Origin of the sequence: Pseudoalteromonas sp. DY56-GL79 (genome assembly GCF_041414765.1) — a bacterium.
Lineage (GTDB): Bacteria > Pseudomonadota > Gammaproteobacteria > Enterobacterales > Alteromonadaceae > Pseudoalteromonas > Pseudoalteromonas piscicida.
Map to the genome: position 1 here is coordinate 40803 of NZ_JANHZS010000038.1, position 15292 is coordinate 56094.

Genomic DNA, 15292 nt, shown 5'->3' on the forward strand with positions numbered 1-15292 from the left:
TGGCTAAAGTATAGCTGAAGCCTTTCTGCCTTGCCTCATAATAGGTAATTATTCTGGGTTCATATTACAAAATAATATATTTACGCCGCTTTTACATACAAGTTATTAACACCATTCCAAAGTTGATTGTGTAATAAATCAATATTGTGCCATTGACCTTCCATCAACCATGCCACTAGCAAGCTAGGATCGGATGGAAAATAAAACGATGCCTTCGCGTCTGTTTGCAGCCATTCTTCCAGCGCGCCAGCATTGAGATAATTCATCACTTGAGCATGACCGAGCTCAGCTAGCGTCTGCGCATTATTCTGCTGTTCAAATTGACCATCTAATGGCTTAAGTAGCAGTTTTTTACCGAGTTTTAATGCTTCACTAGACAGCTCAAACCCCGCATTTGCAATCACCCCACTAGTATTTCTTAAGTCCTGAATAAACCCAGAACGACTCGGTTTTCTTAGGTGAATATGTTGCAACGAAGCATTGTCGGCATCCGGGTGATAGCAGTAAAACTCCTTATCGGGGAAGTCTTTTAACAACTCAATAATGCTATCCAATGCTTCAAACGGCAGATAAACCAAAACTTTGTTAATTATCGATGCACATTGCTCCTGCTCAGCCTCGTAAGGAATAAAAGGCGGAATAATATGCTTATCAAACGGTTGCCAGTGCACACCCAAATGAATATCAGCTGGTGCAAAATACCGGATCAGGGCTTTGTGCCAAGGCTGTACGGCAAATTGTGGGACAGCATCATATAAATATGACGCTTGATGACTCATTGCTATTACCGGAACCTTTGCCAACTTCCCTGCCCACGCGCTGACAGGCTCAAAGTCGTTAAAGATCAAATCATAACCTGATACATCTAATTTTCTAACATCGCGAATAAACTCACCAAACTTGAGCGATTGGAAGGTTTTTATGCGATTTAACTGGCCGCGCTCGGTAACGAATGACAGCCCTCGGCAACTGCGATAATCACCAAAATCATGCATATCGAAATAGTTTTCCGAAGGGCGTCCAGAAAAAAAGTAGTCAACAGAAATTCCCATGTTGCGAAAGCAATTTGCCATTACCCGAGCTCGAGTCGTATGGCCATTTCCCGTTCCTTGAACACCATATAGTATTTTCATACGCTTCCTAATATCACTATCGCTAAACTTGCACAGGCAACACCCATTGCCGCACCAAGCACCACATCAAGTGGATAATGTACCCCTACAATTACGCGTGACAATGACACTCCTGAAGCCCAAATCATCAACGGAAACGCAGCCAATGGAATTTGCTCCATCAAGCAAATCGCATATAGCCAAGCGCCAGCACTATGCCCCGAGGGCAGACTAAATTTATCGCTCGGCGTCAACAAGGCTTTCACTGCGTAGCAGTCACATGGTCGTAATCGTGCAAAACGATTTTTTAGATAGAAGTAAAGCGGCCTTTCAATTGCAAAGGCCAAAATCACGGTGAGTGCAAATTGCTGACCTAACTGCTCCAAAAACAGAGCACACGCAATTGCGACCAACACATAGAGTCCACCGTTGCCACTTTTGGATAGACCTAATGCTATCAATCTAAACCAGTTTCTTGGTTTAGGGCAAAACACCACAAAGTATAATGCAGCGTCCAGCTCGGCTAGTTTTGCTTTCATCATTCGAGTCACGCCTAATTGCTCACAGTATCAGCATAGAAGAGCAAAATAACAAATGGGTGACACTTTTAAGACACAAATATGTAAGTTGAATCAAAGCATTGCTAAGCACAAGTATGAGAGTATACTGGTTATCGACAATCAATATTCGAGGATTCAATATGGAATACAGCACTTCTGATCTTTGCGACCACTTTGCTGATGTGGTTGATGTGCTAGAGCCTATGTTCATCAATTTTGGCGGCCAGACGTCATTTAGTGGTCGTATCACTACCGTCAAATGTTTTGAAAACAATGAGCAAATCCAAGATGTACTACAACAAGACGGTACTGGTCGTGTGCTGCTCGTTGATGGTGGTGGTTCAACTCGTCGTGCACTGGTTGATATTGATTTAGCTGAGCTGGCAGTCGAGAACAACTGGCAAGGCATCATCGTTTACGGCGCGGTACGCCATGTTGATGAACTAGAAGAAAGCGATATTGGCATTCAAGCAATCGCTTCTATCCCAGTAGCAGCAGATAGCAGTGGCAGCGGCGAAGTCGGCATTCCCGTTAATTTCGCAGGTGTCTCCTTTTACGAAGATGATTTTGTTTACGCCGACTCCACCGGCATTATCATCTCTGCAGAAGAGTTAGTTTTAGAAGACGATAACGAAGACAATTAAGCGCTAGAAGTAACAGTCATGAGTACAGCAGTCCGTATATATGATGAAAGTGATATTGCCACTTTTGTCAGTGCAAGAGCTGGTGAAACCAGAATTTGGCAAAGCATAAGCTTTTTACAATGTGATCATGACTACGCGGCTTCGCTTAGAGACGCGGCCCAATTTGGGATCCGTTATGTGTTGTTGGGGATCCCCGAAGATATAGGCCCGCGCGCCAATTGCGGTCAAGGCGGCGCCGAACTTGGTTGGCAAGCCTTCTTAAAGCGCTTTTTAAATCAGCCCGATAACCAGTTTTTGTCGGGCGATAAGATTTTGTTGCTAGGCGAGGTGGATACCCAGGCTATTCAAACGCGCGCACTATCGCTCGATAACACTAATAGCGAACAGCTAGCGCAGTTACGCACTCTCTGTGCCGACCTCGACAACCAAGTTATTGCAACCCTAGCACCTATCTTTGCTGCAGGCTTGGAGCCAATTATCATTGGTGGTGGTCATAATAATGCTTTTGGTATTTTGCAGGCACATTTTGAGGCCAGCAAACGTGCCGCTGGTGCCATCAACTTTGACCCTCATGCTGACTTTCGAGCTTGTGAAGGTAGACATAGCGGTAATGGCTTCAGTTACGCGCATCAAGCTGGTAGCTTGTCACATTATCATGTCATCGGCTTGCACGAGCACAAAAATAACCAAACAATCCTTACTCAATTGCAAAACGCTGGATTCGGATTTTCAAGTTATCAAGCGATAAAAACCAGACAAACTCAGAGTTTATCCGCATCACTCGACAAAGCGTTGGCAACGATGCCAAGCGACATTCCATTAGGCGTAGAGTTAGACGTTGATGCCATCGTCGGTATACCTGCAAGTGCCCTGACCTATCAAGGCTTCACAACTAGCGATGCCGAATATTTTGTTTACCGTATGGCTCAGGCTCGAAATGCTAAATATTTGCACTTATGTGAAGCAGCCCCGGCTAGACACCCACTTGGTGAGCAGGCGGGTATTGAACATTGCGGCCAAATACTAACGAACCTTGCGAACGCTTATTTAAGTACCCGGCAACAGAGGCGCTAAACTCTACCGCAGCCAAAACCTATGTAAAGGTAAGGCGCTCCTAGTTATTGAGGCAGCCTTTGTTTCAGCCAACTGATCAAAATATTGCTGTTCTGTGGCCGAGAAAAGTAAAACCCTTGCGCTGCCACCGTGCCAATGCTTTTTACAAATTCGAGTTGCCCGAGAGATTCAATACCCTCGCCAATCACGCGACAGTGCTTTTCTTGATGCATCTCTACAATGCCTTTTACCAAGGATTTGGTATGCCCCATATGCTCAGGCTCTTGCGTCATATTGCGCGACAGTTTCACATACTCAAAACGCAGTGCCGGTAATTTAGCTAGCACCAGCGGCGCATCACCAAAACTATCGACACACATTTTTACACCCAAGTTCTTCAAACGACTGATCATCGCAATTTCTTGCTCATCTAGCTCGGCAAGCATACTAGCTGGACACTCAATAATGATAGCACCTGGGCTTAATTGATGGTTGAGCATGGTGTAGTCAATAAACTCGATAAAGCTTTCGCTCAACAGCTCAGCACCAAAGACATTTATACTGATGGGAACGCTGATCCCTTCCATCTTCAGTGCCAATGCAATTTCGCAAGCACGCTCTAGTACATATTCAGCAACGGGAATAGCAAGTCCAACTAAACGAATATCATCAATAAACTCATTGGCACTTAAAATCCCTTGCTTTGGATGCTGCCAGCGCAACAGTAATTCCACAAACTCAATGCTGTTATCTTCATGACGAACGACTGGATGAAAATAGAGCTCAAATTCAGATCTAAAGTTGATTTTAGCTAACTCCGATAACCTAACCTGTTGCTCCAGTCGATGAATTTGCATACGTTGTTGATACGGTACGACTTGTTGATGGCTATGCTGATGCGCTTCTGATTGTGTATCTAGCGCTAAAAACACGCAAGAAATCAGGTTCTCAAGTTGCCCCATTTCTTCATCGCAATTCACGTAACTCGCACGCATCATGATCTCTAACGTACAGCTACCAACATTGAATGGCTTTAAAGTGCTGTTTGATATTTCCTCTATCAACTGCTCATGAAAGTGCTTACCATGCTTTAACGAACAGACAAACGCAAAGTTAAGACCACCTAGATGCGCCATTTTCGCAGTTTCATTGCCATGAGTGATGGCCATAACATCACCGGATTGCAAACATTGTGCAATACGATTCGCCGATTGAGCTAGCAGCAAGTCACCAAACTCACGCCCTAAATGAAAATTTACCTGCTCGAAACCCATGAGACGGACTAGCACGAGCATACAAGGGCTCCCTTCCGTTTGGCGATATTCATTAAAAGCACGTTTAAAACTTTGCCGACCAGGTAACCCCAAACTTTCATGCTCGGTGTGGTCATCATTGTGTTCTTTCAATTCAAATTCATTTGCGCTGCTATACGCTTGATAGGCAAGGAAAAGAATATACATAAACACAATGACAATTGCGCCATGCTGGGCAGGAAATGTCCATAGATATTCAGACACAGTCCACATTACCAAAGTGATTATCGCAGCAGCACTTATCAACAATAAGCCACTTTTGTGCTCCTGTAAGCCATGGAATAAATATAAGAGTATCGTCAGAGTAAGTAAATGTAATGTAGTGGTATTGCCCGTAAAGGCGAGCAGTATTGCAAGTGTTGCACTGCTAAGGTGAGCCAGCTTGAGCATACCAGAGGGGCGCTGCAACATTAATGCTAACGCCCCCATTACAATGGCTCCGGCCATGCCAGCCATCATTGGCGTAATTAGTATCGCTATTCCTTCAGACAGCAATAATTCCGTGGCTCCGCCACTAGCTGTTGAAATTGAAAGCATAATTTGTTGCTTATAAAAGGATCATTACTGATTAAGTTTACCTAAGATCCACAAATTTGACAGGTCCGCTACACCAAATTGATAACTTAACTGTGCAGGATGGGTAATGTCCCATAACGCTAAGTCTGCGCGCGTTCCAACTTTCAATACTCCACGGTCGTTCAACCCCAAGGCTTTCGCAGCATTAACCGTAACACCGCTAAGCGCTTCTTCCGGTGTCATTCTAAATAATGTGCATGCCATATTTAGCATTAATCGCAGTGAGCACAAAGGCGCAGTACCTGGATTGAAGTCGCTAGCGAGTGCCATTGCTACTTTATGCTTTCTGAGCAAGTCAATTGGTGGTAATTGCGTTTCTCGTAAGAAATAAAAAGCGCCGGGTAAAAGTACCGCAGTCACACCCCCTCTCGCCATCGCTTCCACACCAGCTTCATCAAGATATTCAATATGATCCGCTGAAAGCCCTTTAAACTTTGCCACCAGCTCGCTGCCATGTTGATTAGATAGCTGCTCAGCATGACATTTAACCTGTAATCCCAACTGTTGTGCTCGAGTAAATACTTGCTCAGTTTGCTGATAGGTAAATCCGACGTTCTCACAAAATACATCAACAGCCGTTGCTAATTGGCGCGAAGCAACTTGTGGCAGCATCTCATCACAGACTAAATCAATGTAGGCTTGGCTATTGTCTTTGTATTCTGGGGGTAATGCATGCGCGCCCAAGAACGTGCTATGCACATCAATCGGGTGATGCTCATTAAGTAGTTGATTAATTTCTAGCAGTTTTAGCTCATTTTCAACATCAAGGCCGTAACCCGATTTACTTTCAATCGTGGTAACCCCTTCTTTGAGTAAACTATTCAAGCGGTTCTTACCGTTAACATACAGCGTTTCTCTGTCTGCTAATCGTGTCGCCTTAACGGTACTTGCGATACCACCACCTTGCGCGGCAATCTCTTGATATGACGCTCCCAGTAATCGTTGCTCAAACTCGTTGGCCCTAGAACCTGCAAATAAAATATGCGTGTGGCAGTCGATTAACCCTGGGGTCAACCATTGGCCATTGGCTTTATGAATAGGTGTTGCAATGGCGTCAACCTCTGGTAGTTCACTACGAGGGCCTAACCAATTAATTTTGCCATCTTTAATGGCGATCGCTGCGTTTTCTATCGCACCATAAGGGGTATCCAAACTGGGATCCATAGTTGCAATATTGACATCGATAATAAGCAAATCGGCTTCTAACATCATACTTGTCCTAATCTAAATCAAATCCATATGCCAACACATTAAAATAAACTCGCTCACTGCGAGATTTATTCATTGAGTCTATCAGGGATACTTGTATATACAAGGGAAGTGTGCCATCTTTATTTACATAAATATGAACTCGAGACAACAACTGTGCCTGAGCTTCCTAAATTTGCGCTTATAAAACAATATATTATCGATAATATTCGCGCCGCGCGCTGGCTCGAAAACGAGCGCGTGCCGTCGGAGAATGAGTTAGCTGACCAATTTAATGTTAGCCGAATGACCGCAAGACGAGCACTAAGCGAGCTAACTGAAGCCGGAATTTTAACTCGTAGCCAAGGTCTAGGTACTTTTGTTGCCAGTTTTAAATCTCAGTCTTCGTTACTTGAGATCCGCAATATTGCCGACGAGGTCAACGCACGCAATGGCAAATACTCATGTACCGTACTAACGCTTGAACTTATTGCTGCAGTAGCGCCTATCGCCATTGCATTGGGTGTAGAAGCGGACGCGCCAGTCTACAGAAGCGTAATTGTACATAATGAAAATGAACAACCACTGCAAGTCGAAGAGCGCTTTGTCAATCCACAGTTAGCACCAGAGTATTTAGACCAAAACTTTGAACTGACTACCCCTCATGAATATTTATCTCAAGTCGCACCACTCACAGAGGCTAGACACACCGTTGAAGCGGTTATGCCATCACCAGAGGTTTGCCAGTGGCTTGGGCTTTATAATGAAGAACCATGCTTACAAATGATCCGCCGAACTTGGTCTGCAAAAGGCATTGTTAGCTTCGCGAGATTAATTTCGCCAGGCAGTAAATATCGCTTAGGTGGTCATCTCACCTTTAAGCAAAGGTCGTAACACATAAAGTGTCGCCAAACATCGCGACAGGTAAATCAAAACGACATGGCGGCCTAGATTGCCATGCAATACAAATAGACTAACAACCTAGCGAAACTAAGCAATCGCAGCAACTAGACGTTTCACTTAGGTTGTATATACAACAGGAGAGAGCAGAATGAGTGACAACCCAAGATTAGACCTTAGCCGCGAGATCCGCGCGCCACGAGGTACAGACATTACCGCAAAGAACTGGCTTACTGAAGCGGCAAAGCGAATGTTGATGAATAACCTTGACCCTGAAGTTGCGGAGCACCCAAATGCACTAGTAGTTTATGGCGGTATTGGCCGTGCCGCTCGCGACTGGGCATGCTTCGATAAAATCGTTGAAACGTTAGACCGCTTAGAAGAAGACGAAACCTTACTGGTGCAATCAGGTAAACCTGTCGGGGTATTCAAAACTCATAGCAACGCTCCTCGCGTCTTAATTGCTAACTCAAATTTAGTACCACATTGGGCTAACTGGGATCACTTCAACGAACTCGATAAAAAAGGCCTGATGATGTACGGCCAGATGACCGCTGGTTCTTGGATCTATATTGGCTCACAAGGCATAGTACAAGGCACATACGAGACCTTTGTAGCAATGGCAAAGCAACACTTTAATGGTGAGGCGAAAGGCAAGTGGATCTTAACGGGTGGCCTTGGCGGGATGGGCGGCGCACAACCACTCGCGGCAACAATGGCAGGCTTTAGCGCCCTCGTTGTTGAGTGTGATGAGTCACGAATCGATTTTCGTCTTAACACACGCTATGTTGACCGAAAGGCAACCACACTTGATGATGCATTAGCTATTATTGATGAAGCTAAGGCTGCTGGGCAACCGATATCAGTTGGCCTGTTGGGCAATGCAGCGGATGTGTATGCTGAATTAGTTGAGCGCAATATCACGCCTGACGTAGTGACCGATCAAACTTCTGCGCACGATCCATTAAACGGCTACTTACCGCAAACGTGGACTATGGCTCAGGCAGCCGCGCTTCGCGAAAGCGATCCACAAGCAGTTGTAAAAGCCGCAAAACAATCTATGGCGGTGCAAGTACAAGCCATGCTAACGCTGCAATCGCGCGGGGCCGCGACAACTGACTACGGGAATAACATTCGCCAAATGGCCCTAGAAGAAGGGGTTGATAACGCCTTTGATTTCCCAGGCTTTGTTCCAGCCTATATTCGTCCACTGTTTTGCCAAGGCATAGGTCCATTCCGTTGGGTTGCGCTGTCTGGCGATCCTGAAGATATTTATAAAACAGACGCGAAAGTTAAAGAGCTTATCCCAGACGACCCACACCTTCACAATTGGTTAGATATGGCGCGCGAGCGCATTCAATTCCAAGGCCTGCCTGCTCGTATTTGCTGGGTTGGACTGAAGGACAGAGCGCGTTTAGCACGAGCATTCAACGAAATGGTCAAAAATGGAGAACTCAAAGCACCGATTGTGATTGGTCGTGATCACTTAGATTCTGGCTCTGTAGCCAGTCCAAACCGTGAAACGGAATCGATGATGGATGGTTCAGATGCAGTATCGGACTGGCCGTTACTCAATGCCTTGTTAAACACGGCTGGCGGTGCAACTTGGGTCTCACTGCATCACGGCGGTGGCGTTGGTATGGGCTTCAGTCAACATTCGGGAGTCGTTATTGTGGCAGATGGCACAGACGAAGCTGATGCTCGCTTATCTCGCGTATTATGGAATGACCCAGGTACCGGTGTAATGCGTCATGCCGATGCTGGTTATGACATAGCCAAAGACTGTGCAAAAGAACAAAAACTAGATTTACCTATGCTGGAAGGAAAGTAAGTATGTACTCACTAAATTTAATCCCAGGCCAATTGACTTTAAACACGTTACGAAAAATCAATCAACAGCCTGTTCATCTCAGCTTAGACGAATCAGCGAAAGCCGCTATTGCTAACAGTGCAAACACAGTTCAGCAAGTGATCAAAGAAGGGCGCACCGTTTACGGCATTAATACGGGTTTTGGCTTGCTGGCCAACACTAAAATTGCAAAAGACGAATTAGAGTTGCTACAACGCTCTATTGTACTGTCGCACGCAGCCGGTATTGGCGAGTTAATGGACGATAGTACCGTTCGACTCATGATGGTGCTAAAAATCAACTCACTCTCTCGTGGCTTCTCTGGGATCCGCTTGGATGTAATTGAATTCTTAGCAGCCTTGGTTAATGCCGAAGTCTATCCTTGCGTGCCCAAAAAGGGCTCAGTCGGGGCATCAGGCGATCTCGCACCACTATCGCATATGTGTTTGCCAATCCTTGGCGAAGGCCAGGTTCGCTATCGTGGCGAGCTTATCGATGCCATCGATGGGCTAAAAATAGCAGGACTTGAACCACTTACTTTAGCTGCAAAAGAAGGCCTCGCACTACTTAACGGTACACAAGCATCTACAGCCTTTGCACTGCAGGGCCTATTCAGAGCTGAAGATCTTTATGCTCAAAGCTGTGTCGTTGGTTCAATGAGCATTGAAGCAGCTATGGGCAGTCGCTCACCATTTGATGCGCGTATTCACGAAGTCCGTGGTCAGCAAGGCCAAATTGACACCGCAATGGCGTTTAGAGATATCTTACAAACTCGCTCAGAAATAAGTGATGCGCATGTTGATTGTGAAAAGGTACAAGATCCTTATTGCTTGCGGTGTCAACCACAGGTACTTGGAGCCTGTTTAACTCAGATCCGTCAAGCCGCTGAGGTGATCCTCGTAGAATCCAACGGGGTAACAGATAACCCGCTGGTATTTGCTGATGCTGGGGATATTATTTCTGGCGGCAACTTCCACGCTGAGCCTATCGCGATGGCGGCTGATAACCTAGCGCTTGCCATTGCTGAAATTGGTGCATTGGCTGAACGTCGTATCGCGCTGCTTATTGATTCGAGCTTATCAAAATTGCCTCCCTTCTTGGTTAACAATGGCGGTGTAAACTCGGGCTTTATGATTGCGCAAGTCACCGCTGCAGCACTGGCCTCTGAAAACAAAACACTCGCACATCCTGGTAGCGTTGACAGCCTCCCAACCTCCGCAAACCAAGAGGACCATGTTTCCATGGCAACCTTTGCGGCAAGACGCTTACAGGAAATGGCTGATAATACCCAAGGTGTACTCGCAGTTGAATATCTTGCTGCAGCGCAGGGGTTAGATTTTAGAGCGCCACTTAAGCCATCTGACAAAGTGGCTGCAGCTCAGCAAATATTACGAAAAGTCGTAAGCTTTTATGACAAAGATAGGTATTTTGCACCTGATATTGAAAGTGCCAATGCATTATTGGGTCAAGCTGCACTGGCGCACTTGCTACCAGCACAACTCTTACCTTCAGCCTAACTCAGATTCATTAACAATCGGATGATGGTAGGCAAAGCCGAGTTCGGTAATACGCTCGGCTTTAATTATACGCACTTCTTCTTTTGAAGAAGCAAAACTTGGCATCTCACTCCCTAACTTTTCACAGTGATATTGATAAAACGCCTGTCTCGTGGGGTGCGCTGGATAGCAAACATTATAAATGTCTGCTGCATCCTGCCACTGCGCGATCACGGTATTGATTGCAGTAACAACATCACCGCGATGAACCATATTCACTCTACCATTCGCTGAGCTAGACAAAGCCTTACCCGCTACAAATCGCCCAGGTTCCCTACCGGGACCTTGAAGACCTGCTAAGCGCACCACTTTACCGCCTGCGTTAAGCACCATCTCTTCAGCAGTTCTTAGTATATCAACACGCCTGTTGGCTTTATCAGCTAACTTACCTTGCTCATCATACTCACCATTTTCGGTGCTATAAACGCCAGTGGTAGAACACAATAAGAAGCCTGCTGCTGACATCTTCTTTGCAAGTAACAACGCCTGTTCTAACGTTTTTACATAGTTACTATCAACATGCCTAGCTCTTGGTGGGATCGCACACACCCAATACGCGTTGTGTAAAGAAATTGAGTGCGCTAAGGTGCCGCTTTCAGTTAAGACCAGCTGCCTTGACCAGCTATGCACCTCATTAACTTGAGTTCTGGTGCCTTCAATTTGCCACCCTTGCAACTCGGCTTCGCGACACAACGCTTCACCGAGCCAACCCGCGCCCAGTACGACCAGACTGCGATTTAATACTTTCATATGAATATTACCTTAACCATGAAGTTACCTTGTATTATCAATGTAAAAGAAGTTAACGCAAACGGTGGCGTTCTCCTGTTATCTATGGTTTGATTACCGTTTGCATAAGCTAAAAATAAGAAGTGTCATGCTTGAGAATTTATCCCTTAGAAAGAAAATATTGCTGCTAATTGGCGGCACCATTTCCGTATTATTAATTATTGCATCAAGCTTTTTCGTCAGCCATATTGCAACACTCTCTCGAGATGGAATTGAACGAGAAACGCAAAGCTATATTCAAGCCGAAAAATTGGCGATGGAAGCATTCTTTGGCCAATACGGCAAAGTAGTTGAAACCTTTGTTTCTACGCCTCACAACATTCATTGGTTTGAAAATTATAATACCCGTGGCGCCGATCTGACTAAAGATAAAGACTATCAAGAGGTCAATGAAGACTTAGTTAGAATCGCCAAAGGTGATGAAAATATTCTCTCAGCCTTTATTGCCTCAGCAAACACAGGTGAATATTTTAAAGAAAATGATCGTACATCAGCATATTCAGATGGTCGACCTTACTATGCTTATAAACGCCCATGGTGGCAGGATACGCTTGATGTAGGTAAATTGTATGTTGGTCCAATTGCAACCGATATCAATACCGGTGCGGTGTCTGCTGTGATCCGTCAACCTATCTACAATAACGGCGGCAAACTCGTCGCCATGGGTGGCGTCGACTTACAGATCAATAAATTGAACGATATGGTTGAACGTATCAAGTTTCAAGATAAAGGTTTTGGCTTTTTGCTTGATGGTGATTTAAATGTTGTGCATTTATCCAAGCGTACTGGTCATTCACTCTCTACCACAGATGAAGGCGAGAAAGGCAAAGAAGGTCTAGATGGCCTTGAATCCCAGTTTGCCAATACATCAGGCTTTGACGATCTAAACGCCGCTATCAAGCGTAACCCCGTTGGCAATAGTACGGTCACGTTCAAAGGGGAAGCGTATTATGTTGTTTATGACAATGTGAAATTAGACAACCCCCTATTGGATTGGCACGTTGGCCTACTCATTCCGGTGTCGCTGATCGAAGCACCGGTGAATGACGCCGTCATGAGCACAATCACAGCCTTGATTATTATCTTAGCCATTATCGTGGCAATGATCTTGCTCGCCACGCAAATGATCACCAAACCGATTGTAGCGCTTACCGAAACCATGCGAGACATCGCATCGGGTGAAGGCGACCTAACTAGACGTATCGATATCACCAGTAAAGATGAAGTTGGTCAACTCGCGCTGCATATGAATACCTTCATCGATAAACTTAGAGCAATGATGCTCGATACCGCAGCACAAGCTGAGCAATTAAGTAATGCTTCCGCCCAGTTGCGTGAAGTCTCAAACAATACTAACAGTGAGATTCAGCGCGAAAAAGAGCAGGTGGATAGCGTAAGCGCGGCAGTGACCGAGATGGCAGCCACTGTGACTGAAATCTCACGTAATGCACAAGAGACCAACCAAGCCGCTGATGTCGTGCAACGTATTACCAATGAAGGTGCAGGACGTTCATCACAAGCCCAAGAAGTCATGACTGAACTTGCACTTCATATTGGTGAGGCCGCAAAAGTGGTTGCCGGGCTTGAACAAGAAACCAGTAATATAGGTGCCGTTATCGATGTGATTAACGGTATTGCTGAACAAACGAACTTGCTGGCACTCAATGCCGCCATAGAAGCCGCTAGAGCGGGCGAGCAAGGTCGAGGCTTTGCGGTGGTTGCTGATGAAGTCAGATCGCTTGCAAGCCGCACGCAAGAGTCTACCGATGACATCCGCAATATGATCTCTCGTTTACAGCAAATTGCCCAACAAGCTTCAGTGATGATGCAACAAGGTCAAGACCGCGCAGAGGGGACCGTAGAGGAAACACAAGCCGTACTGGATGCCTTGAAAGAAATCACAGAATCGGTCACGACAGTACAAGACCAGAGTCATCAAATTGCGACATCAACAGAGCAGCAAACCGTTGTTGCAGAAGATATTAACAATAGCCTTAACCAAATTAATGAGCTCGTTAATAGCACGGCCAACCACGCAAATGTACTGGCAGATGAAGCCCGTGACTTGAACGACTTAGCCAAGGCGCTCAACTCAACGGTCAACCAATTTAAGCTTTAATCAAACACTAAAACACGTCGCAATCGCGGCGTGTTTTGATCTGAGGCAAACCTAACCCAAGCGGTAAAAAGTACACTGACACTCTTAATAAAACTCGAGAGTGCGTATCGTGATTAATTTACCTATTTGGAATGATTCCCTTATCAACAAGTACAATATATCTGGTCCTAGATATACCTCATATCCAACGGCCTTGTCGCTTGAATCTGGCTACAGCCAAAAAGAGTTACAAGCGGCTATTACGGGCTCTAAATCTCGCTCACTCTCGCTGTATATTCATATCCCTTTCTGTCATCAACTATGCTACTACTGTGGCTGTAATAAAATCATTACTCGTCATCAATCCAAAGCTGACGTTTACCTAGACTACTTAGAACAAGAAATCGCAGCAAAAGCGCCGCTATTTTCTGAGTATCGTGTAGAACAACTTCATTTAGGCGGTGGGACACCAACTTTCTTAACTACCGAGCAAATGACACGTCTAATCGAAATGCTGAATAGTGCATTTAATTTCTCTCAAAGTGCACAGCGTGGTATTGAAATAGATCCAAGATCACTTGCACCAAATATGATGCGACATCTACACGATCTCGGATTTAATCGTGTATCTTTTGGCGTACAAGATTTTAATGATGAAGTACAAGCTGCGGTAAATCGCCCACAGCATCTAGATGAAGTTCTAGCTATCTTAACGGAAGCGAGAACGCTCGGTTTTAAATCTATCAATATGGATATGATCTATGGGCTACCATTTCAAACAGTAGAGAGCTACAAGCAAACGGTTGAGCAACTTATCGCGCTTTCTCCCGATAGAGTCTCTGTATTTAACTATGCCCATCTTCCGGATAGATTTGCAGCACAGCGAAAACTAAAAGAAGCCGACATGCCAAGTGCGGGAGAAAAACTTGAAATCTTTAAGCAAACACTGGAACAGATGACCTCTGCTGGGTATCAATTCATCGGTATGGATCACTTCGCCAAAAAAGACGATGAACTGGCTATGGCGCAAAATGAAGGGCATCTACATCGTAATTTTCAAGGCTACACCACTCATGGCGAGTGTGACCTGTTAGGTCTTGGTGTGTCATCCATTTCTCAAATTGGTCACATGATTTTGCAAAATGAAAAAGAGTTAAAACCTTATTATCAGGCTTTAAGTGATAAAAGGTGTGCGATCACTAAAGGGATAACTTTAAGTGATGATGATGAAATACGCGCGGCTGTGATCAAACAGCTTATTTGTCATTTTGAGTTAGATAAAAAGGTGTTCGAGCAACGCTATGATATAAATTTTGACGAATATTTCGCTCAAGCACTTAACTCACTAGAACCGCTAGCGGCAGATGAACTGGTAGAGCTGAATGAAGACACCATAAAAGTCACCAGTAACGGTAATTTATTTATTCGCATCATTTGCATGTGCTTTGATGCTTACTTACAAAACCAAGTCAAAAACACCCGCTTCTCTCGCGTTATTTAACCACCTAGCCCTCTCAAACCTCCCACAATACTGTGTTTATGGTGGGAGTGAGTTCACCTCGCGAGGTTTTTTATATCCCAAACAGCAAAAAACCCGTCGCATTGCTGCAACGGGTTTCTCTTATTTGGCCCTGGCGATGTTCTACTTTCACAT

General features: G+C 45.0%; 12 protein-coding genes. 7 read left to right on the forward strand and 5 right to left on the reverse strand.

The features are described from left to right. Positions 1–80 precede the first annotated feature (80 nt). Positions 81–1133 carry an MJ1255/VC2487 family glycosyltransferase gene (locus NO992_RS22070; protein ID WP_371380490.1) on the reverse strand — a complete coding sequence of 351 codons (1053 nt, stop codon included), beginning with the start codon at positions 1131–1133 and terminating at the stop codon, positions 81–83. Continuing rightward, positions 1130–1654 (reverse strand): phosphatase PAP2 family protein, encoded by a 525-nt coding sequence (locus NO992_RS22075; RefSeq protein ID WP_371380492.1) that lies wholly within the window; start codon positions 1652–1654, stop codon positions 1130–1132. The genes NO992_RS22070 and NO992_RS22075 overlap by 4 nt, the downstream gene beginning before the upstream one ends. A gap of 158 nt (positions 1655–1812) precedes the next feature. Between NO992_RS22075 and rraA the strand changes: the two genes are divergently transcribed. Continuing rightward, positions 1813–2316, forward strand: a complete 504-nt coding sequence (gene rraA / locus NO992_RS22080) for a ribonuclease E activity regulator RraA (protein ID WP_010368946.1) — start codon at positions 1813–1815, stop codon at positions 2314–2316. Positions 2317–2334: 18 nt separating this feature from the next. Further along, positions 2335–3390 carry an arginase family protein gene (locus NO992_RS22085; RefSeq protein WP_371380495.1) on the forward strand — a complete coding sequence of 352 codons (1056 nt, stop codon included), beginning with the start codon at positions 2335–2337 and terminating at the stop codon, positions 3388–3390. Between the two features lie 44 nt (positions 3391–3434). Here the strand turns inward: NO992_RS22085 and NO992_RS22090 are convergent, their stop codons facing one another. Both NO992_RS22090 and hutI read right to left on the reverse strand, forming a co-directional pair. After that, a complete protein-coding gene (locus tag NO992_RS22090) occupies positions 3435–5219 on the reverse strand; it encodes an EAL domain-containing protein (protein ID WP_371380497.1) in 1785 nt (594 codons plus the stop codon). 24 nt (positions 5220–5243) lie between these two features. Further along, a complete protein-coding gene (gene hutI / locus NO992_RS22095; protein ID WP_371380510.1) occupies positions 5244–6467 on the reverse strand; it encodes an imidazolonepropionase in 1224 nt (407 codons plus the stop codon). Between the two features lie 111 nt (positions 6468–6578). Here hutI and hutC point away from each other — a divergent pair, with 111 nt between their 5' ends. From hutC to hutH, 3 genes are all read left to right on the forward strand, one after another. Beyond that, a complete protein-coding gene (hutC, locus tag NO992_RS22100; RefSeq protein ID WP_017217272.1) occupies positions 6579–7340 on the forward strand; it encodes a histidine utilization repressor in 762 nt (253 codons plus the stop codon). 157 nt (positions 7341–7497) lie between these two features. Continuing rightward, positions 7498–9177, forward strand: coding sequence for a urocanate hydratase (gene hutU, locus NO992_RS22105; RefSeq protein ID WP_371380499.1), 1680 nt, complete (start codon positions 7498–7500; stop codon positions 9175–9177). A gap of 2 nt (positions 9178–9179) precedes the next feature. Further along, complete coding sequence (gene hutH, locus NO992_RS22110) at positions 9180–10712, forward strand: histidine ammonia-lyase (protein WP_371380501.1); 1533 nt, start codon at positions 9180–9182, stop codon at positions 10710–10712. Here hutH and NO992_RS22115 read toward each other — a convergent pair. Further along, positions 10704–11501: an NADP-binding protein gene (locus NO992_RS22115; RefSeq protein WP_371380503.1), complete on the reverse strand. Its 798-nt coding sequence runs from the start codon at positions 11499–11501 to the stop codon at positions 10704–10706. The two genes, hutH and NO992_RS22115, sit on opposite strands and share 9 nt — an antisense overlap. Positions 11502–11628: 127 nt before the next feature. On the opposite strand from NO992_RS22115, the gene NO992_RS22120 reads away from it, so the two are divergent. Further along, positions 11629–13659, forward strand: coding sequence for a methyl-accepting chemotaxis protein (locus NO992_RS22120; RefSeq protein ID WP_371380505.1), 2031 nt, complete (start codon positions 11629–11631; stop codon positions 13657–13659). A gap of 109 nt (positions 13660–13768) precedes the next feature. Continuing rightward, a complete protein-coding gene (gene hemN, locus NO992_RS22125) occupies positions 13769–15139 on the forward strand; it encodes an oxygen-independent coproporphyrinogen III oxidase (RefSeq protein WP_371380507.1) in 1371 nt (456 codons plus the stop codon). Positions 15140–15292 lie beyond the last annotated feature (153 nt).